The organism is Mucilaginibacter sp. P4_G9 (assembly GCF_056400985.1).
Window position 1 is genome coordinate 1 of record NZ_JBFUKF010000053.1, and the last position, 21331, is coordinate 21331.

A 21331-nucleotide genomic window follows, 5' to 3' on the forward strand; every position below is an offset into this window, starting at 1 on the left:
CACTAAGCTAAGAAATAAAGAACATTAGACAGGTATCTTCGGGCAAACAAAAAAATGATCGATGCGAACAGCAATTTTTTGCCCTAAGCACCTTAAATTCTTGTTCCTCATTCTGCTGATCCACCTCGGTTGTAACTCCTACTCTCAAAATTTAACGCTTGCAAACGGCTTTGCCCATAATGATTACTGGCATAAACGGCCTTTGTATGATGCCCTTGACAACGGATTTACCCATATTGAAGCTGATATATATTTAAGAAGGAACAAACTTATCGTAGCGCATATCCTCCCTTTTTTTAAAAAGCAAAAAACACTGGAGCGCCTTTACTTTAAACCACTACTGGAATGCATTGAGGGTAACAATAAAGAAATTAAATGCCCGGCCTACCCGCTTACATTAATGATCGATATAAAATCGGATGCCGACAAAACTTACCAGGCGCTTGAAATTCTACTTAAAAAATACCGGTCAATATTATCAGGATATGATAATGGGGTTTATACGCAAAGGCAGGTTACCATAGTTATTACAGGTCATAAACCCTATGAAATAATCAAATCTCAACAAAACCGGCTGGTATTTATTGATGAGGACCTGATGCAGTTAAAGCTGGATACCACTTCAAAAAATTTATATCAAACGGCAAGCTGCAAGTATTCCAGCGTATTGAAATGGGATGGTAAAGGCAGTTTCTCCATAGTTGAAAAACAACGCCTTTGCAATTTGGTGCATTTGGCACACAAATTTGGTAAAAAGGTAAGGCTCTGGGCCTCACCCGAAAATGAAGCTGTATGGAAGGAGCTTTTGGATTGTGGTGTCGACCTCATTAACACCGATAAACTGGTCGAGCTTAAAAACTTCCTGCTTGCCGGTCCTAAAAGCTATGCCAATGTTGATTAATGCTCAATTGTTAAAAAAAATACTCCCCTAAGTTATCTCTTAATAATTTGATAACGCTGGCTTCTCTTTATTTAAAACTGGCCGGGTTACTTTTATCAAATTATAAAGCTTTGCAACAGCAACCCAATATAATTGAAAGAGAAGGAATGAAGAAAATATTATTCATTACAGGTTCAATTAACCAAACAACACAGATGCACCAGATTGCAAATGAGTTGCCCGGATATGATTGCTGGTTTAGCCAGTTGTTTACAGACAATGTACCGCTTAAATACCTGTTAAGCAAAACACCAATATTTAACGGCACTGTGCTCTCGCGCAAATTCAGGCTAAAGTCTGAAAGATACCTGTATCAAAACTCGCTGCAAATTGATTTCGGGGCGCAAAAAAATCAATACGACCTGGTAGTTTATTGTACAGATATGATCATTCCTAAACGGATGAGGCAATACAAAACCATTTGGGTGCAGGAAGGCATGATAGACCGGTATACAACATGGAGTAAAATAGTACGCACACTTAGGTTACCATCTACCTTTTGCGGCAATACCTCCTTAAACGGCGCATCAAATATCTGCGATGTTTACTGCGCTGCCTCCGAAGGTTACAAACAACAATTTACCGGTAAAGGTACCGGGCCCGGTAAAATAGTGGTCACCGGCATTCCAAATTATGATAACCAGCAACAGCACCTTGATAATGATTTCCCACATCATAATTATGTATTGGTAGCCACTACCGATATGCGGGAAACCTTTCGCCTGGAAAACAGGGTGGCATTTATAAAAAAGGCGGTAAAAATAGCCAACGGACGACAGCTGTTGTTTAAACTCCACCCCAACGAAAATTTTAAAAGAGCCGAAAAAGAGATCATCAGCAATACGCCAAAGGGCACCCTGGTATACAAGCAGGGCAACACCAGCCATATGATAGCCAATTGCTGCGAGCTGATAACGCAATACTCCACCGTAGTATACACCGGCATAGCTTTAGGCAAAAAGGTACATTCCTGGTTTAATATTAATGAGCTTAAAAGGCTTGCCCCGGTACAAAATGGAGGCACATCTGCCAAAACAATTGCGGCGCTGTGCCGCAGTTATTTAAACCACAGGGGCGATAAAAAAAGTTTTGATCCGCAATTGGCCCTGGCCGAATACCATGATAGCGTATCGTTGCCCGAGCTAAGCGATGAACTAATAGCAAACTGGTAATAAAAATTTAATACCATGACAGAAAAAATTGTAATTATAGTACAGGCCCGCATGGCATCAAGCCGTTTACCGGGCAAAGTAATGTTGCCAATATTAGGCAAAAGCCTGCTGGCCAGGATGATTGAGCGGCTAAAAATGATTCAGCACAAGGCTGATATCATAATTGCCACATCAGAAAACCAGGAAGACGATGTTATAGTAAAGGAAGCTTCGGATATGAATATCCCTTATTACCGCGGCAGCCTGGGTAATGTGCTAGACAGGCACTACCAGGCGGCGAAACTGTTTAAGGCCGATATTGTACTTAAAATACCTTCCGATTGCCCGTTAATAGATCCGCGTATTATTGATTATGTACTGGAATACTTTTTTACCAGCAGGGGCAGGTATGATTATGTGAGCAATTTGCACCCGGCTACCTGGCCCGATGGAAACGATGTGGAAGTAATGACCATGGCCTGCTTAAAACAAGCATGGGAAAACGCGGGCAGACCAATGGAACTGGAGCATACCACGCCTTATATTTGGGAAAACCCGCTGATATTCAACGTTGGTAATGTAACCTGGCCAACCGGCATGGATTTCTCCATGTCGTACCGGTTTACCATTGATTACCCCGAGGATTATTATTTTATTGAAAAGGTATTTAGCGAGCTATATCCCATATGTAACCAATTCTCCTGCCAGGATATCCTTAACCTGCTTAACCGCAAACCCGAGATCTACCAGCTTAATGAACAATACGCCGGGGTAAACTGGTACAGGCATCATTTGGATGAATTAAAAACCGTAATACCCGCGCAAACTAAAAAAGCGCCAAAAGAAAATTTACAGGAGTTACAACAAAACTAAAATATCACGAGTGGGAAATATAAATCAGCAGGAGCTTAAGGCTATCGCCTTAAAAGTAAGGGAGCATATAGTCCGCATGTCTACAGATGGCGGTTGTTTTACAGGAGCATCGTTATCGGCGGTCGATCTGATCGTTTACTTATACACCAGTTTTTTAAACATCAATAAGCATAATCTTACCCACCCCGACCGCGATTACCTGTTCCTTTCAAAGGGCCATGATGTTCCAGCCTTATACGGCACCTTTGCCGAGCTGGGCCTGCTTGAAAAAGAGCGCCTTAAAAACCACCTTTCCATTAACGACCATATTTACTGGCACCCCAATACACAGATCCCCGGCATCGAATTTCATTCGGGTTCTTTAGGGCATTTACCATCGGTAGCTATAGGCGTTGCTATGGACCTAAAAATAAGCGGCAGTAATAACAGGGTTGTTTGCATTTTGGGCGATGGCGAACTCAACGAGGGCACTTGCTGGGAAGCCGTTTTGGTTGCGAATGCTTATAAGCTGGACAACCTGCTTTTTGTGGTTGATCGTAACCAGTTCCAGGCCAATGTGCGTACGGAAGACCTGATACCGCTGGAACCGCTTGCCGACAAATTTGAGGCTTTTGGGGCTGCAGTAAAACGGATAGACGGGCATGACTTCGATGCCCTGCACCAGGCATTCAGCGCTTACCCGTTCCAGGCAGGCAAACTCAATGTAGTTATTGCTGATACGGTAAGAGGGAAAGGATTACCAAGCATTGAGGAAAGAGCCGACCGCTGGTTCTGCAATTTTTCTGCCGGCGAAATTGACCAGCTATTGCTTGAACTGCATGGCGAACACGGTACCCTATTAACATCCGAAACTTTAGTAGTAAGATAATATGACCTACGAAGAATTATTAACAGAGATGGCCCTGGCCAATGAACAGGTCATCGTTATGACGGCAGAAAACCGTGCGCTGGTGCGCAACCTGCCGGGTATATTGGGCAATCGTTTTATTGATACCGGTATTACCGAGCAAACCATGATAGGCGCTGCGGCGGGCCTGGCATTACGCGGCAGGATACCTGTTATACATGCCCTGGCAGCGTTTTTAACCATGCGCGCTTTTGAGTTTGTGCGTACCGACGTTGGTATACCCAACCTGCCGGTTAAACTGAGCGGTTTTATTCCCGGCTTTTTATCTGATGGTAATGGCCCCACCCACCAGGCTATTGAGGATATATCCATCATGCGCGGGATTCCTAATGTAACTGTATTTGCCCCGGCAGATGAGGATGACCTGGTAAAAATGCTGCCGCAGATCTGGCAGTCAAAGCAGCCTGCTTATACACGYATCAATACCCGAAAAACCGGGTTCAATCACGAACCTTTTATTGCAGGCAAAGCAGAGGTTGTGGCCCAGGGCACCGATATTACCATTTTAACTTACGGCTTGTTATTTGAGCAGGCGCTTATTGCTGCTGATATGCTGCAAAGTGAGGGTTTATCTGTTGGACTGATCAACATGCGCAGCCTTAAGCCGGTTGATGAACAAGCTATATTAAAAGCATCGGCACAAAGCAAGCTTGTGGTAACGCTCGAAGATCATTTTTTAACGGGTGGTTTATACACCGTAGTGGCCGAAGTATTATTAAAACACCAAACCACCGCAAATGTATTGCCCATCGCTTTAAACCAAAAGTGGTTTAAGCCCGCATTGCTGCCCGACGTTTTGCAGCATGAAGGTTTTACAGGCAAACAAATTGCCGAGAGGATATTGGGTTATAAAACTACCCATCATCAGCCACAAATTTTAACACCCGAGTTTTCAGAATAAAAACAGCATTCAAATGGCTAACAAAATAGCATTTAACAATAATTTCCCCGATATCAGCGAGTCTGATAATATATATAACCGCGCATTAAAAGTACAAAAGCCGGTTACCCAAACATTAGCTAAAGGACCAGGCCAATTTACCAAAGGCGTGGCCCCCAAATATATTGTAAAAGGCAAAGGCTCGCATGTGTGGGATGCTGATGGCAATGAATACATCGACCTTAATTCGGCCATTGGCCCTATATCTTTAGGCTACGCCTACCCCGCGGTTGACGATGCCATCCGCAGGCAACTGAACGATGGTATTACGTTTTCACTGATGCACCCTTTGGAGGTTGAACTTGCAGAATTGGTACAGGAAGTTGTCCCTAATGCARAAGCTGTAAAGATTTCAAAAACCGGGGCTGATGTATGCTCGGCTGCCATACGCGTTGCCCGTGCTTTTACCGGCAGGGATAAAATATTTTGCTGCGGCTACCATGGCTGGCATGATTGGTATATCGGCATTACCAGCCGTAACGCCGGTGTACCAGAAGCTATACAGGATTTAACCTACACTTTTGAATATAACGATATTGAATCGGTAAAAGCAGCGCTGGATGAAACCGTTGCAGCCGTAATTTTGGAGCCTTTTATTTTTGAAGCTCCAAAGCCGGGTTATTTACAGGAACTGGCCCGGGTATGCCAAGCAAACGGCACCCTATTGATATTTGACGAAATGTGGACAGGTTTCCGGGTAGCCCTTGGCGGCGCCCAGGAATACTTTGATGTTAAGGCAGATCTGGCTGTATTTTCAAAAGCCTGCGCAAATGGGATGCCTATAGCTTTATTAACCGGGCGTGCCGATGTAATGGAACTTTTCAACTCCGAAGTATTTAGCTATACCACTTTTGGTGGCGAAGCCTTATCATTAGCCGCCTGTATAGCAACCATAAAAGAATTACGCGACAAAAACGTGCCGCAATACCTTAATGAAAATGGCGCCTTGTTAAAAGATGGTTATAACCTCATAGCCATTGAAAACGGGATGGATAAATACACCCGCTGCGTTGGCTACAACTGCCGCAGTATGGTAACTTTTACTCCCGAAGCAGGTAACGCGCTGGAAGTAAAAACCCTGATGCAGCAGGAAATGATAAAACGCGGCGTGCTTTGGGCCGGTTTCCATAATATGTGCTACAGCCATACCTCCGAAGATATCGATTACATTTTGTTGGCATACCGCGATGTATTGCCGCTAATAAAAGAAGCAATCGAAAGTGGAGATATCAAAAATTACTTAAAAGGCGAGGTACTGGAGGCTGTTTTCCGCAAGGTGAGCAACTACAACATTAAACCTAAAAGCATCATAGCGGACTAATGACGAACCTTTTTTCATTACATCAAAAAACTGCGGTAGTTACCGGCGCGCTCGGGCTTATTGGCAAAAAGCATTGCGAAGCACTGGCAGCAGCAGGCGCCAACGTAATAGTTGCGGATATTAATGCTGAAGAAGCGCAGCAATTTGCACAACAATTGGGTGTTAACCATTTAGGGTTAGGGGTAGATGTTACCAGCAAGCAATCGCTGATTGATGCGCTTAATACCATCCTGGATAAATACGATTCGCTTGATATACTGGTGAACAACGCGGCCATCAACGATAAGTTTGAAAACCCAGCCATGGCCAAAGAGCTATCGGCCTTTGAAAACTATCCCCTGGAAGCTTTTCAGCGATCATTGAATGTAAATATAACCGGGGTGTTCTTAAGCTCGCAGATCCTGGGCACACATATGGCGTTGCAGGGCAGCGGCAGTATCATCAATATTGCTTCAACTTATGGCATGGTGGGTCCGGACCAATCCATATACCGTAACTCAAAAGGCGAGCAAACTTTTTACAAATCGGCTGCCTACCCTGTAACCAAGGGTGCTATAATAAACTTTACCCGCTTTTTGGCCGCCTACTGGGGCCATACCGGGGTACGGGTTAACACTTTATCGCCAGGCGGGGTCGAGAACGGGCAAACAGAAGATTTTGTAGGCAACTATTCGGCAAAAACATTATTGGGCCGTATGGCCAAAGCATCAGATTACCAGGGCGCACTTGTATTTCTTGCCAGTGAGGCATCGGCTTACATGACGGGCGCTAACCTGGTTGTAGATGGAGGATGGACAGCAATTTAATTCACACATAATTATGAATGAGATTTTAAAACAAAAAGCGGCAGGCATCAAACTTCTGCTAACCGACAACGATGGGGTACTAACAGATGCCGGTGTTTATTATAACACTGATGGCGAACTGCTAAAAAAATTCAACATGCGCGATGGCATGGGTGTGGAACGCTTGCGGAGATTAGCAGGCGTAGATACCGGTATCATCACCGGCGAACACTCGCCTTCCCTGATTAAAAGGGCTACCAAATTGCAGATTGCCGAACTACATTTAGGCATTAAGGACAAGGCTGCCGTTTTAAAAGAAATCTGCAGCCGTTTAAACTTATCATTAAACGAGGTTGCCTACATAGGCGATGACTATAATGACCTGGAAGTTATAAAGCTTGCCGGATTAACCGCCTGCCCTGCAGATGCTTTACCATTGGTTAAAGCACAAGCTGATTTTGTAAGCTCATTAAACGGCGGCGAAGGCTGTTTCCGCGAGTTTGCAGAGTTTATTATCGAATCAAAAAGCACCACTGCTACGCCGGGCACCCGCAATGGCACTATTACTTTGCAAAATGGCCGGGTAATTGGCAAAGGTCAGCCAAGTTATATTATTGCCGAAATTGGCATTAACCATAACGGATCGCTGGAAACCTGCAAAAAACTGATTGATGAGGCGGTTGCAGCTAAAGCCGACGCGGTTAAGTTTCAGAAGAGAACACCCGAAATTTGTGTACCAAAAGACCAATGGGAAATAATGCGCGATACCCCCTGGGGCCGCATCACTTATATAGATTACAAGCGCAAAACCGAGTTTGGTATTGCCGAATATGCCACTATAGATCACTATTGCAAAAAACTTGGTATCGATTGGTTTGTTTCTGCATGGGATGCTCCATCGGTTGATTTTATGGAAAGGTTTGATACTATATTGTACAAACTGGCATCGGCTTCGTTAACAGATTTTGATTTGATACAACGCATCCTGGAAACGGGTAAACCGCTAATGCTGTCAACAGGTATGTCAACCATGAAAGAGATTGAAGCAACCATGGCCTTTGTAAACGCGTTTGATGAAAATTATCCTTTGTTCATTGCGCATTCAACCTCTGCCTATCCATGTAACCCTCATGAGCTTAACCTTAAAATGATCCAAACGCTGGAAGCCAAATATCCGGGCATCCCAATTGGTTATTCAGGTCATGAAACCGGGCTGGCAACTACGGTAGCTGCAGTAAGCCTGGGCGCTACTTTTGTTGAGCGTCATTTTACACTTGACCGTGCCATGTGGGGATCAGATCATGCCGCATCTGTTGAGCCACAGGGTTTACAACGTTTGGTACGCGACATCAGGGATGTAGAAACCGCTACCGGCGATGGCCATAAAAGGGTTTATGAATCTGAACTGGCGCCCATGAAAAGGTTAAGGGTAAACATCAGCGATGAGTATAAAGAAAAGCCTTTAGTTTAGTAATGCCACCGGGAAACGTACTTACCATAACATCAATTATCCTTGCCTGCTGGGTTGTTTTCATCATAGCATGGGAACGCATTTCGCCCTATCGAAAAGGTTTAGCCTTTTTCAGGGAAGGTTTTTGGGTTGACCTGGTATGGTACACGCTGATACAGAGCTTTTTTTTGAAGATCCTGATTTTCGATTATATCATTATGCCCCTTCAAAAGCATTTTGATCTGTCGCATCTGCAACTCATCAATCATTGGCCGTTGGCTTTGCAGGTATTGTTTTTTGTGGTTACACATGATCTTTATATTTACCTGTTCCATCGTTTTCAGCATTCCAGTAAGTTTTTCTGGCGCATTCATGAAGCGCACCATTCGGGTAAAGAGGTTGATTTTTTAGCCGGATCACGGTCGCATATCATGGAGATCGTCATTAACCAAACAATCGAGTTTGCGCCTATTATACTTTTAGGAGCAAACCCGGTTGTTGTACCTATAAAAGCATTGATTGATGCCATGTTCGGGATGTTCATCCATGCCAATGTTAAGGTAAAAATGGGTAAATTTAAATATATCCTGAACTCGCCCGAATTGCATTTATGGCACCATGCCAACTACCAGGAAGTTTTCCATGCCAATTTTTCAACCAAGTTTTCGGTATGGGACTACTTGTTTGGCACAGCGTACGATCCAGGTCATGCGCCTGGTAATAAGCCGGAAAACTGGGGACTTTACTATGATTATCCTAAAGATTACTTTTTACAGCATGCCTTTTCGGTAAAGCGTTTTGATGAAAAAAGCTTGCTGAAATATCCATGGTTTAAATGGTATTATACTTTAAGATCAAGGATTATGGATCATTTTAAAAAATCACTACCTGCAAGATCCCAGGAACCTAAAATTCATTTTCGGCCTTCGATATCAATAAAACAAATACCCGAGGAAGATAAAATATTACAATAAAACTTAAAAATTTGGCCTGGATATACCTCATCATAGCCGCTGCCTTTGAAGCCGCCTGGACATTCTCACTTAAGCTGATGAAATTCAGCGATCTGAAAGCATTACGGTGGAACTCCACCCTCAGCATACAACAGGGCTTGCCGGTATGGCTGCCCTTTGCAGGATATGTCCTTTTTGGTATTGGCAATATCTACTTCTTTTCGTTAGCCATAAAGCTGGTATCCCCAGCCATTGCCTATGCCGTTTGGACAGCCATAACTTTGATATTAATTAAGGTATGCGAAATGGCTTTATTTGATCAGAAACTATCATGGCAGGAGTTTTTCTGCATGCTGCTGATCATGACCGGTATCATGGGATTAAATTTTTATGGAAGAGAGATAAAATAATCAGCAGAGGCTGTTTAAAAATGTTTTATTAATGTTTTTATACTTTCCAGGTGTAAAGGCCTGTCAGTCTGAGCCTGTCGAAGACTCGTGCGGAGAGGCCTTTGCCCGCTATGCTTCGACAGGCTCAGCATGACAACGCTTTAGTAACGCCATTCTCTCTTTCTTCTAAGATTTTAGCTGGTATTTATCACCCGCCACTTCCTTAAAATCCTCTTTACCTGCGCCGCATGTTGGGCATTCATAATTTTTTAAAGCGGCGAATGGTGTACCTGGCGAAATTCCGCTTTGTTCATCGCCATAAGCCTCATCATAAATGGTAAAGCAATTAATGCATTGATGAACATAGGTTTCGCTTATAAGCTCCACATCCTCTTTAATAACCGCTACAGGAGCCTGTCGGGCGGTACTTTGCATTTCATAAAATGCATCACAAAGCGCTATAAGGTGTCTGCTCAGGTCGGCCTTTGATACGTTCTGTTTATAAGTTATAAATTCGCGGGTATTATGATTAAAATCCCGGGTATGCACAATATCAAATTTATCAGGCTTACGCTCGCGGATTACGACAGAAGCATAGATACCCGATTGCGGGGTCCTTTTAATGGCAAAGCTTAGACGGTAAGTACGCAGGTCGGCCTCTTCAAACTCACGAACCAGTTGCTGCTTAAGCTCAAGGCATTGGCTACACAGGTCCTCTACCTGCCAGTTCAGCTCGTTTGAGGCATGCCTGATGTTAACCCGGTGTTTATTTAACAGGTTGCCCCACAAAGGCCGGTGTTTGGCCTCAATATTTTTTACCAATAATGATTTCCAGGGGCTGATGTACAGCTGCCCTACCCTGGTTTGCATACAAAGGTTGCAGATCTCCTTTAAAAATTCAATATCAAATAGCTCGTTGCGCCTGTATATGCCCAGCCAGTGTTTGTCTCCCTGTTTATTAAAGCCCTCATAATAAGGCAAATGAAATTCGGGAATTTGCAATGGCTGCTCAATTGGCTGTATAACAAACTGGTTGCCTGCCGTAACAAGCTGATGTAACAAATCCGGGTTAAGCACCTCGGCCTGGTTATAAAATAATTGCTTGTTGGCAAAAATCACCTCCTGTATTACTTTGCTTATGGCCGGGATATCATCCGAGTAGATCAGTACGGGCCAGCAATACAGGATATTGGTTTTTGGAAACCTTACATACAAATACCAGTAATTACTCACCGGCGACGCGATAAAATTAAGGTTCCCGGTAAAAAACGGGACAAAAGTTTGATTGATATCAACCAAATTTATTTTAAGTAATGGCCGGTGATCAAACAGGTCGAAAATATCTTTATAAACCCCCTCTTTAAGCCAGTTCTCCTGGTTAAAAATACCATCTGCAATATATGAGCTGGTGATATTGGGGTTAATATCGGCATCAATTTCATAGTCGATACCTGCGCCCAGCATATCAAACTCCAGGTCTTCTAAATATTCCGGATCGGTTTCAAAATACAGCTGCTGCCTGTTACCAAAACGAACATGCGTTGCACCGGCATTTTGCGCAATGATGAGCATCTCGTAAAAATCGCCCGCAGATGTTACCCCTCCCGGTAAATTTATCTTAATCAGTTGTTTGTTAGCGTCCTTCATCTTTTCAAGCATTCATTAATTGTTGCTGTAAAACCTCCTCCAGCAAACGTTTAACCTCGGGCCGGCATGAGCCGCAACCTGTACCTGCCCCTGTTGAATTGCAAACATCGGCCAGCTGGGTACAACCAGAAGCTACTTTATTGCGGATATTATCGGCCCCAACATTATTGCAGCTGCATACCAGTTTGCCTAAAACAGGTTCGGCGGTTTTACCGCTGCGTAATAGTTTAAGGCGCTTGTCGCTCAGCTCGGTTTTGTTGGCTATCAGTTCCTTAAATTCCTGGAACTCGCCCTTATCACCTATTAAAATGGTGCCTACCAACCTATCCTGGTGAATAATACATTTTTTGTAATAGCGTTTGGCCTTATCAATAAATACTATTTCTTCAAAATCCTTATCATCAGGGCATTCAGATAGGCCAATGCTGCACAGGTCAAACCCATGAATCTTGATGATGTTCATGAACAGGCTGCCTTTATAATAGCTGGCTATATCGCCGTTCATGTAACCGGCTACCACTGCGGCCTGCTGTTCTGCCGCGGCAGTTATACCGTACAGGGTACCATTAAACTCGGCAATTTCGCCAATGGCGTATATAGATGGATCGCTGGTAAGCAGGCGTTCGTTCACCAGCACACCGCGTTTGCAATCCAATCCGCTCTCTTTGGCAATTTCCAAATTTGGCGTTGTGCCAATAGCCAGGATCATGGCATCGCAATCAATTTTACGACCGCTTTTTAAGCCGATACCGGTTAATTTAGACCGGCCATAAAACAGCTGTACCTCATCATCATAAAAAATGTCGCAACCCTGGTCGGCCATTTCCTCGTGCAGCAAACGGCTTCCCAACTCATCCAGCTGACGGTTCAAAAACCTTGATGTACGCTGGATAATGGTTATGGTGATGCCCATTTCGCGCAGGGAAGCAGCCATTTCAAGGCCCAGCAATCCGCCCCCAACAATAACCACATGGCCATTTTTAGGCATGTGTTTTTTAAAGTTATCGGCATCGTTACGACTACGCATACTGAAAATACCCTGCAATGCAGGTACATTTTTAGGTATAGCCGCCCTGCTGCCGGTAGCCAGTAATAAAACATCATAATAGGTTTTTACGCCCCTGCTATCCAACACGTATTTGTTGGCACGGTCAATCTTTTCTATGCTTACACCGCGTAACAGGCGAATCTTAAACTCTGGTTCCTCTTCGTCGGTCATTTTTACCAACTGTTCCCAGCTTTGCTCGCCGCTAATGTAGTCGGGCAGCATTACGCGGTTATAAAACGGGTAATCTTCCTTGCTGAAAATGGTGATCTCATCATCCTTGTTCAGCTCCCGGTACGATCGAACAAAGCCATGCGCACCTGCTCCAGCACCCACAACTACTATCCGCTGAAAAGGCTTCTTATATTTTTGAACGCTTACCGCGCAGTATTTAAAATCGGGTTCTTTTGATATCGGGTCAAGTATATCATTGGTAACATTATTAACCCGGTGCAAATCGTTATTTAAAATTTTTCCCCAGTGCATCGGCACAAAAACAACACCTTGCTTTATTTCGGGGGAAATTTTGGCTTTAACCTGCACCTCGCCCCTGCGGGATTTGATGATGGTTACATCGCCGTCCTGTATATTTAACGCAACAGCATCCAGCGGGTTTATCTCCATAAACGATTGCTTAATATGCTGGTTAAGCTTGTTTACCTTCCCGGTTTTGCTCATGGTATGCCACTGATCGCGGATGCGGCCGGTAGTAAGGATGAATGGATAATCATCATTGGGCATTTCGCTGGTAAGCCTATCGGGTACAGCACTGATAAGCGCATTGCCGCTTTGGGTATAAAATTGCTTATCAGTAAATAAACGTTGAGTGCCTATAACAGCATTCCGTTTTTTATAAGGCCATTGTACCGATCCCTGTTGTTTGATGATATCATAGCTCAACCCGCTGATATCTATATTGGTTTTAGCGGTGAGTTTGGCATGTTCGGCATAAATTTCGGCAGCATTTTTAAAATCAAAGCCTTTGTAACCCATCTTTTGGGCAAACTTGCAAATGATCTCGCTGTCGGGCATTGCCTCACCGGGGGCATCCAATACTTTATTAAGGTAACTGATGCGCCGCTCGGAGTTAGTCATGGTGCCTTCTTTTTCGGCCCAGGCAGCAGCAGGTAATATCACATCGGCATAAGCCAGGGTTTCCGGCTTATTGCTGATTTCCTGCATTACCACAAACTTCGCTTTTTTCAAGGCTTCCTCGGCCAGGCGCACATTAGGCAAACTGGTTAGCGGGTTGGTGCACATGATCCAGATGGCCTTTAAACGTCCATCGTTCAGGGCCTCAAACATTTCGGTGGCCGTTAGGCCTGGCTTTGCGGCTATTTCCGTTCCGCCCCAAAACTTTTGTACCTCGGCACGGTGCAGTGGATTTGCCAAATTGCGATGGGCCGGCAACAGGTTGGCCAAACCGCCTACTTCACGCCCGCCCATAGCATTTGGCTGCCCGGTTAATGATAGCGGGCCCGAGCCCGGCTTACCAATATGACCGGTTATTAAATTGAGGTTTATAAGACTTAAATTTTTGTTTACCCCTATCGAGCTTTGGTTAAGCCCCATCGTCCACATAGAGATAAATCCTTTGGCTTCGCCAATGTATTTTGCCGCAAGGCGAATGTCGTTTTCATTTAGCCCGCAAATCTCTGCAGATTCAGCCAGGGTCCTTTCAAATACAAGCTGGCTGTATTGCTCAAAGCCATCGGCATGGTTGGTTATAAAATCAATATCGATGTCGCCATTTTCTATCAAGATCCTGCCAATAGCGTGATTAAGCGTAATATCAGTACCGGGATTTATTTGCAGGTGCAAATCGGCAATGCTGCAGGTATCAGTAGCCCGCGGATCAACCACTATAATTTTAACATCCGGATTTGCCGCCTTGTGGGCCTCAACCCTTCGCCATAATATGGGGTGGCACCATGCCGGGTTGGCGCCGGTAACATAAAAGCAATCGGCCAGTTCAATATCGTCATAACAAACCGGTACACTATCTTCTCCCAGCGCTACTTTGTAAGCCACTACCGCGCTGCTCATGCACAGGCGCGAATTGGTATCAATATTATTACTGCCTATAAAACCCTTCATCAGCTTGTTCACCACGTAATACTCCTCGGTAAGGCATTGCCCTGAAGCATAAAATGCCACCGACTCCGGCCCGTATTTATTGATGAAAGTTTTAAAAACGGCTGCTGTACGCTCCAGTGCATCATCCCAGCTTACCCTTTGCATGGGCATGCTTTTGTTATAGCGCATTTGCGGATACAATAGCCTGTCGGTTTTATCATTGGCAGTGTAGTGCAGGTTAAGCCCTTTACTACATAGCATCCCCTTATTTACAGGATAATCTTTATCCCCCTCTAAAGTGATGCTGCCATTTTTCTCTTTATTAATAACAACGCCGCAACCTACCCCGCAGTAGCAGCAGGTACTTTTTAATGTATTAACAGAGCGTTTATTTATCGACATCTTTTTTAGTGCTGAAAGCAGAAGGCTTAAGGCCAAAGGCTTTAAGCGATTCTGCTTTTATTTATAACTGAAGCTAAAAAGCTTTTGGCTTTTTAGCTTTCTGCTTTTAGCTTAATTAAGCTACCGCTACAAGCGGCTCTTCAACTTCTTTTGATACTATTTGTTTTTGGAAACGGGTGATCAATACAATTACAGATACTACCATAACACCAACGCCGATGTAGGTAAACGCCTGCACATAAGTAATGGTAGATGATTTGAATAAAAAGCCAAACAGCATACCACCCAGGTTGCCACCCGCACCAACTATACCGCTCACCATACCTACATTTTTACTGTTAATAAATGGCACAATACCATAAGTAGCACCATTTGACATTTTAAGGAACAGCGCGAATGAAAGCATAGAAATAATAGCGGCAGTAAGGTTGCCGGAGTTGGCAAACAAAATAAGCCCTGCACCTTCTAATAACAATACACCCGCAAGCAATAAGCCCTTACCGCGCATGCCGAATTTACCGCCAACCTTATCAGATACGATACCACCTAACGCACGCGCAAAAATGTTCATGAAGCCAAAAATACCAGCCCAAAAACCAGCAGAACTTTGCGACAAATGAAACGTATCAACAAAGTGCAATGAAGCTACGTTATCAAATGTGATTTCCATTCCAAAGCACATGGCGTATGATAAGGTTAAGGCCCAAACGCGCCAGTCGGCCAAAATAGACCAATCCGTTTTTGAAGAACTGGTTTTGGTATGCCCTATTTCGTCATAGTTACCGTTGGGCGTATCCTTGGTATATTTATTATATATAAATGCCATAATCAGCATCAATACACCCGGTACTATCATGGCGTAACGCCATGCTTCGGCTTTTGTAAAACCTGCACCAACTATGGCTGCAAATATTAACGGCATTACCATATTAGTTATACCGCCACCCAGGTTACCCCAGCCACCTGTTACGGCATTGGCTGTACCCTTTATATTAGGTGCAAACATCATAGAGGTATGAAACTGTGTAATCACAAATGACGAACCTATTACGCCAATAGCAAGGCGGAACAACAGGAACGAAGTATAATCATGCGCCAAGCCCACTAAAAAAACGGGCAATGAACCTATAAGCAATAATCTTACTGCTGTTTTGCGTGGTCCCCAGGTATCACAAAGCTTACCAATAATAAGGCGTGCTATAATAGTAGCAGCTACAGATGCTATAATGGTATTACCTACCTGCCCTTTGCTTAAATGCAGTTCGGCACGGATGGTTGGCATCAGTGGCGCCAGTCCAAACCAGCCAAAAAAGCACACAAAAAACATGAGCCAGGTGGTGTGGAAGGTACGCATCTGCACACCTTTTAAGGAGAATATATTCAGTTTTGTAAGTTGTTTTGCTGTTGTGTTATTCATGCTATCGTTTTTTATTTTGTGGGATGGTATATTATTAGTCTTCATCATCTATAGAGAACTTTTCAATCAATAAATTCAATAGGCGGTCGTGAATTTCCATATATAGGGGATCGTGTACTATAAATTTTTTATTACGCGGCCTTGCCAACGGAACATCCACAATTTCTTTTATCGTAGCTGCAGGGCCATTATTCATAACCACTACCTTATCTGCCAAAAAAATCGCCTCTTCAATGTCGTGCGTAACCATCACAATGGTTTTTTCGCGATGATCAAGGTTCCATAGTTTCAGGAGCTCAACATGCATTGCACTTTTGGTTAAGGCATCAAGCGCACCAAAAGGCTCATCAAGCAATAATATTTTTGGATTAATAGCAAAAGCGCGGGCTATAGCCACCCGTTGCTTCATTCCTCCCGAGAGCTGACCAGGCAATTTATCCTTATGCTCCCAAAGATTTACCATCCTTAAATTAGATTCTACTAATTTAACCCGCTCTGCTGCGGACAATTCTTTTAGGGCGGCGCCAACCGCTACCTCAATATTTTTATAAACTGTAAGCCACGGAAGCAGGGAATAATTTTGAAACACAATTCCTCTATCGGGGCCGGGCGAGTTTACTTTTTTACCATTTGCATATACCTCGCCGCTTGTAGGTTTAACCATGCCGCTTATAGTGCTCATAAGGGTTGATTTACCACAGCCGGAATGGCCTATCAGTGCAACTATTTCGCCTTTTCTTACTGTCAGATCAATTTCCTTAACAGCGGTATATATTCCTTTAGGCGTTTTAAAACTAACTGTTACATTATTTACCTGGATACTCACCGGCGCATTGGCGCCTTGTTCCAAAATAATTTCAGCAGTTGCAGTAATGTCATCCGCAGGTGGTGCAATTATTGACACGTTACTCATAAAATTAAATTTTTAATAAATGATGATTAATTTTTAAACCGCGTACGAGAATTTTTGCTGTAACCAGGTAAAACACCTATCCAGCAATGAGCCTACTACTCCTATTATAATAATAGCTACTAAAATTTTTGCTACGCTGCCCCCGTTAAATCCCTCTTCCCAAACAAAGTTGCCCAGGCCAATTCCTCCCGAAAGCATTTCGCCGGCAACAATTACCATCCAGGCAATACCAATAGATAACCTTAGGCCGGTAATAATATGAGGCAAACTAAATGGCAACAATATTTTGGTAAGATATTTCCACTTTGAAAAACCGAAGGCCTTGCTCACATTTTTATGATCCTGAGGAATGTGTGCGGCGCCGAAAGCCGCATTGATTAAAGTGGGCCACAAACAGCATATAAAAATCATGAAAATGCTGGCCTTTGGCGAGTCCTGGAAAATGGCCAGCCCTAATGGGAACCAGGCCAGGGGCGAAACAGGTTTTAAAATTTGCACCATCGGGTTAATAACCCGCATAGCTATTTTGCTGCTCCCCATAATTAAGCCAATGGGTATTGCAAATAAACTRCCCAAACCAAAACCAATGCTTACCCGGCTAAGCGAACTTAGCAGTTTGGTACCTATCCCTTTCTGGTCAGCATCGTTTTGAAATGGATGCTGTATTACCTCCTTAAAAACAGTCCAGGTAGCCGATGGCGCAGGAATTTCGTTTTTAGTGAGCTTAGCTATTAAAGCCCATATACCGCCCATAATGATCATGCCTGCCAGGAAATAGCCTACCGACAGGGCTGTTTTTACTGAAAATAATTGCTTCATATCATTTTAATGTTTTGGTAAAACCTGCCGGGCCATATAATCCCGGCAGGTTTTTTCCATGTTAAATAACTATTCAAACTATTTTTTTGAACCGGCTATATATGGAGCCGGGTTTTTAGGATCAAAAACTATAGTTTCCAGGTTTGTTTTAAAAGGTTTCATATCCTCCTGCACAGGCACTCCCATGCTTTTGGCAACCTCGCTATATAAATCATCCAGGATTAATTTTTGCGCTACCGCAGAATAATCCGGCGCAGTACTTATCATCCCAAAACGCATGTACTGGGCCATAAACCAAATACCGTATGATAGCTTTGGCGTATTTACCGCGCCATTGTTGTAAAACAACATATAATCATCCTTGTATTTTTGAACGCCCAGGTCGCAGCCAATTTCTGTTGAACCCATTAACCGGGCCTCAATAACCTGTACCGGTGCATTCACATAATTTGGTTTGCTTAGTAACAACGCTGCTTTTTTGCGGTTGCTCATTACATCAAGCCATTTACAGGCTTCAATAATGGCTTTCATCACATTTTTAAGATCCTCTTTATCGGTTTCGGCAAAAGCCTTGTTGGCTACCAGCGCTTTTTCGGGATGGTTTTTCCAGATGTCCTGGCTGGATATTTGGGTAAACCCAATTCCCTGTGTTGCAGCTACGCCGTTCCAGGGTTCGCCTACACTAAAGCCTTCCATGTTATCCACTTTCATGTTGGCTACCATTTGCGGCGGCGGTATGGTGATAATACCTACCGATTTTGAATTTACACCGCAGGCTGCCAGCCAGTTGCGCAACCATATATCATGCGTGCCGCCCGGAAACGTCATGGCAAAGGTTACTTCTTTACGGGCCTTTACAGCTTTAATGGCACCAGCCACTTTTTTCAGATCCCTGAAACCAACCAATCCGCAAAAATCTTTCGACAAGGTTATAGCCTGGCCATTATTACTAAGGATCATGGCAATCTTCATTTCGGACCCGGCTTTACCGCCAATACCTGTGTACACCGAAAATGGCATAGAGAAAAGGCAATGCGCGGCATCCAGCTCGCCATTTAATATTTTATCGCGGATTACCGCCCATGATGCTTCTTTTGATAGCTGCACATCAACACCATATTTGGCAAAAAAGCCCATTTCCTTTGCAATTACCAGGGGGGCACAGTCTGTTAACGGGATAAAACCCAGCTTAACTACTTTTTTGGGTGGGTTGGCAGCAGCGCCGCTTACCATAAGTAAAGCGCACAAACACCATGATAGTATGGGCTTGTAATATTTTTGTATATATATATTCATTGCAGGCATTTTAAGTTTTATGATTTAGTTATTGTTTGATAGCTACCGGTTTACTGTAAAAAAAGTCGGGTGTAAATTTCAACATTACATAAGCCCAGGTACCTGTTTTATTAAAGGTTGCGGCAGTAGCATCGTTTACAGCTTGTCCTTTAGCAAACGGCATACTGTCTGTAGCTTTCATCAGCGAGTAAGCCAATTCAATATTGGTAAACTTGTTCATGTTATAGCTTAACTGCAGGTCGGCCTCTTTACCCAGGTTTCTTTTAATAGTTGTGCCATCTGCTTTTTTCATATCCTGGTTCAGTGAAAAGGAATGCAGATCCAGACCTAATGCAAAGGTGTTGGCAGTATATTTAAATTTAACATAAGGGTTACTTAAACCGCCTTTAGGCGATCCGGTGCCTGCATAAAAATAATCCATATAGCCCCAAAACTTGTGAGGTGTGCCATACAACGGATCAAATGAGTTGTTTTTACCTAAGGCTATATCGGTAGTTTTAGTACCCGAAAGCACATCATAACCAGGGGTTATGCTAAAGAGGTCTTTTTGATAAGTTGCGGCGATAGTATAATGAAACGCGCTCATCTTTTTACCATCCCTGTCGTTACCCGATTGGCGGTAGTAAGCACCCTGTATAGCTATTTTGCCAAAGCCGGAGGCGTTACCAATAGTGGGGTTAAGCATTAAACCATAGGTATAACGTTTGTTGACGCCATAGTCGTAAGTATCGGTGGCGCTGCTTGGCACAAAACGCCTGCCGTAAACATATCCTGCGGTTGCGCTGCCTACCGAATCAAGGCGGTATTTACCAAAATTATCATTCAACAATAATATAGAAAGCTTAGTTTGATTAAACTTTTTACTGATATACAAACTGGTGAACGATTTGTAGTTTTGTGTTGCACCATTAGTACCGGCTGGGTTACTATATAAAGGTGTACCTGTTTTTGAACTGTTATTTGCAGCGCTTCCTGCTGCAGTTAACGGAACCATACCGGCCGGAAGCGGTACCAGCGTACCTAAACTATTTTTAATATATGCAGGTAAATTACCTGGTAAATAATTGGTGTTGGTTACACCATTGGCATCGGTGTTTTGATTATAAGCAAAGCCAAGATCAACCTGCCAGCCGTGGTGCACTGCTTTTAATAATGCCATATCATGCTGGCGCGCCTGTTGTAGCCAATCGAGGTTACCAATAAGGCGCGAATCATCATAAATTAATTCCTGCCGGCCTATTTTAAAGGTAAGCAGATCAAATAACTTAAACCGTACGTTAGTATCGGCTTTATTGGCCAGGGTTAACTCTGCCCAGCCTTCATGTAACATAAGGCGGTTGCCATCAGCCGCCGATATGGTTGAAGCATCAGCTCCCCATACTCTTATATCCTGCACACTTACTCCAAATGTTAAAAGATCCCATTTATAACCAAAATTTAAACGGGTGCGCTGCGAAATAAAGTCGGCACTTTTTGCGCCCTTTGGTACAAGGTTGCCATAGCCGTCACGGGCTTCTCCCCGTATCCGTAATTGCCCTGCTAAACTAAACTGAGCCCTTACTGTGTTAATTTGAAAACTGCCTAAAATTAAAAATACGGCAAATACTATGAATTTATAGCGTACATTTTTATACATTTGAATTGGTTTTTTATTTGTTAAAGCGATTAAAAACTGTTTGGCCCTGCCTGGGAATGCGACCTCCCGACAGGGCTTTTTTTATTATATTTTTTTTGTTTTCACATAGGCGACATCCTTTTTTTTAATAATTCTGAATTTAATTTAATAAATATATCGTATTTAATGAATAAATGCAAATATTTGCAGCGCAAAGTTAATTTTTATGATTAAAATCATGTAATTATTGATTTTTTATCAAAATTTTAAATTTCATGGGTTTAAAAATTACGAAAATATGTTTTTGATAATTTTTTACTTGGCAAAAATTGAAAAATTGGCAATTAAATTCGATAAAAATCAATATTTATCAACTTAAACTGCTTAAACAC

The 21331-nt window shown here is 43.2% G+C and carries 17 protein-coding genes; 10 read left to right on the forward strand and 7 right to left on the reverse strand.

Features of this window, described 5'->3' with window-relative positions:
• The first annotated feature begins 61 nt into the window (after positions 1-61).
• The 10 genes from AC1DPZ_RS07350 to AC1DPZ_RS07395 are packed head-to-tail and all read left to right on the forward strand — an operon-like array spanning position 62 to position 9730.
• Entirely contained in the window at positions 62-901 is an 840-nt protein-coding gene (locus AC1DPZ_RS07350; protein ID WP_477402286.1) for a phosphatidylinositol-specific phospholipase C/glycerophosphodiester phosphodiesterase family protein, read from the forward strand.
• A 47-nt stretch (positions 902-948) separates the two neighbouring features.
• Positions 949-2112, forward strand: a complete 1164-nt coding sequence (locus tag AC1DPZ_RS07355; protein WP_477402287.1) for a hypothetical protein — start codon at positions 949-951, stop codon at positions 2110-2112.
• Between the two features lie 15 nt (positions 2113-2127).
• A complete protein-coding gene (locus tag AC1DPZ_RS07360) occupies positions 2128-2964 on the forward strand; it encodes a cytidylyltransferase domain-containing protein (RefSeq protein WP_477402288.1) in 837 nt (278 codons plus the stop codon).
• 10 nt (positions 2965-2974) lie between these two features.
• Positions 2975-3832, forward strand: a complete 858-nt coding sequence (locus AC1DPZ_RS07365) for a transketolase (RefSeq protein WP_477402290.1) — start codon at positions 2975-2977, stop codon at positions 3830-3832.
• A gap of 1 nt (position 3833) precedes the next feature.
• Positions 3834-4772, forward strand: a complete 939-nt coding sequence (locus tag AC1DPZ_RS07370) for a transketolase family protein (protein WP_477402292.1) — start codon at positions 3834-3836, stop codon at positions 4770-4772.
• A gap of 13 nt (positions 4773-4785) precedes the next feature.
• Positions 4786-6132, forward strand: a complete 1347-nt coding sequence (locus tag AC1DPZ_RS07375) for an aminotransferase class III-fold pyridoxal phosphate-dependent enzyme (protein ID WP_477402293.1) — start codon at positions 4786-4788, stop codon at positions 6130-6132.
• Entirely contained in the window at positions 6132-6938 is an 807-nt protein-coding gene (locus tag AC1DPZ_RS07380) for an SDR family oxidoreductase (protein WP_477402294.1), read from the forward strand. The genes AC1DPZ_RS07375 and AC1DPZ_RS07380 overlap by 1 nt, the downstream gene beginning before the upstream one ends.
• Positions 6939-6951: 13 nt before the next feature.
• Entirely contained in the window at positions 6952-8388 is a 1437-nt protein-coding gene (locus AC1DPZ_RS07385) for an N-acetylneuraminate synthase family protein (RefSeq protein ID WP_477402296.1), read from the forward strand.
• 2 nt (positions 8389-8390) lie between these two features.
• Positions 8391-9341, forward strand: a complete 951-nt coding sequence (locus AC1DPZ_RS07390) for a sterol desaturase family protein (protein WP_477402297.1) — start codon at positions 8391-8393, stop codon at positions 9339-9341.
• An 11-nt stretch (positions 9342-9352) separates the two neighbouring features.
• On the forward strand, positions 9353-9730 hold the full coding sequence (locus AC1DPZ_RS07395; protein ID WP_477402299.1) for a DMT family transporter: 378 nt from the start codon (positions 9353-9355) through the stop codon (positions 9728-9730).
• Between the two features lie 165 nt (positions 9731-9895).
• On the opposite strand, the gene AC1DPZ_RS07400 is transcribed toward AC1DPZ_RS07395, so the two are convergent.
• The 7 genes from AC1DPZ_RS07400 to AC1DPZ_RS07430 form a co-directional block, all read right to left on the reverse strand.
• Complete coding sequence (locus AC1DPZ_RS07400) at positions 9896-11356, reverse strand: rubredoxin (RefSeq protein ID WP_477402300.1); 1461 nt, start codon at positions 11354-11356, stop codon at positions 9896-9898.
• 4 nt (positions 11357-11360) lie between these two features.
• Positions 11361-14879 carry a molybdopterin-dependent oxidoreductase gene (locus tag AC1DPZ_RS07405; protein WP_477402302.1) on the reverse strand — a complete coding sequence of 1173 codons (3519 nt, stop codon included), beginning with the start codon at positions 14877-14879 and terminating at the stop codon, positions 11361-11363.
• 115 nt (positions 14880-14994) lie between these two features.
• Positions 14995-16296 (reverse strand): MFS transporter, encoded by a 1302-nt coding sequence (locus AC1DPZ_RS07410; RefSeq protein WP_477402304.1) that lies wholly within the window; start codon positions 16294-16296, stop codon positions 14995-14997.
• A gap of 34 nt (positions 16297-16330) precedes the next feature.
• On the reverse strand, positions 16331-17209 hold the full coding sequence (locus AC1DPZ_RS07415) for an ABC transporter ATP-binding protein (protein ID WP_477402306.1): 879 nt from the start codon (positions 17207-17209) through the stop codon (positions 16331-16333).
• A gap of 33 nt (positions 17210-17242) precedes the next feature.
• A complete protein-coding gene (locus AC1DPZ_RS07420; RefSeq protein ID WP_477402307.1) occupies positions 17243-18028 on the reverse strand; it encodes an ABC transporter permease in 786 nt (261 codons plus the stop codon).
• Between the two features lie 78 nt (positions 18029-18106).
• Entirely contained in the window at positions 18107-19324 is a 1218-nt protein-coding gene (locus AC1DPZ_RS07425) for a CmpA/NrtA family ABC transporter substrate-binding protein (protein ID WP_477402309.1), read from the reverse strand.
• A 28-nt stretch (positions 19325-19352) separates the two neighbouring features.
• On the reverse strand, positions 19353-20960 hold the full coding sequence (locus AC1DPZ_RS07430) for an alginate export family protein (RefSeq protein WP_477402310.1): 1608 nt from the start codon (positions 20958-20960) through the stop codon (positions 19353-19355).
• Positions 20961-21331 lie beyond the last annotated feature (371 nt).

Coding starts and splice junctions, on each gene's coding strand:
- AC1DPZ_RS07350 (WP_477402286.1), top strand. CDS start 62: ATGCGAACAGCAATTTTTTGCCCTAAGCACCTTAAATTCTTGTTCCTC.
- AC1DPZ_RS07360 (WP_477402288.1), top strand. CDS start 2,128: ATGACAGAAAAAATTGTAATTATAGTACAGGCCCGCATGGCATCAAGC.
- AC1DPZ_RS07380 (WP_477402294.1), top strand. CDS start 6,132: ATGACGAACCTTTTTTCATTACATCAAAAAACTGCGGTAGTTACCGGC.
- AC1DPZ_RS07385 (WP_477402296.1), top strand. CDS start 6,952: ATGAATGAGATTTTAAAACAAAAAGCGGCAGGCATCAAACTTCTGCTA.
- AC1DPZ_RS07390 (WP_477402297.1), top strand. CDS start 8,391: ATGCCACCGGGAAACGTACTTACCATAACATCAATTATCCTTGCCTGC.
- AC1DPZ_RS07400 (WP_477402300.1), bottom strand. CDS start 11,356: ATGAAGGACGCTAACAAACAACTGATTAAGATAAATTTACCGGGAGGG.
- AC1DPZ_RS07405 (WP_477402302.1), bottom strand. CDS start 14,879: ATGTCGATAAATAAACGCTCTGTTAATACATTAAAAAGTACCTGCTGC.
- AC1DPZ_RS07410 (WP_477402304.1), bottom strand. CDS start 16,296: ATGAATAACACAACAGCAAAACAACTTACAAAACTGAATATATTCTCC.
- AC1DPZ_RS07415 (WP_477402306.1), bottom strand. CDS start 17,209: ATGAGTAACGTGTCAATAATTGCACCACCTGCGGATGACATTACTGCA.
- AC1DPZ_RS07425 (WP_477402309.1), bottom strand. CDS start 19,324: ATGAATATATATATACAAAAATATTACAAGCCCATACTATCATGGTGT.
- AC1DPZ_RS07430 (WP_477402310.1), bottom strand. CDS start 20,960: ATGTATAAAAATGTACGCTATAAATTCATAGTATTTGCCGTATTTTTA.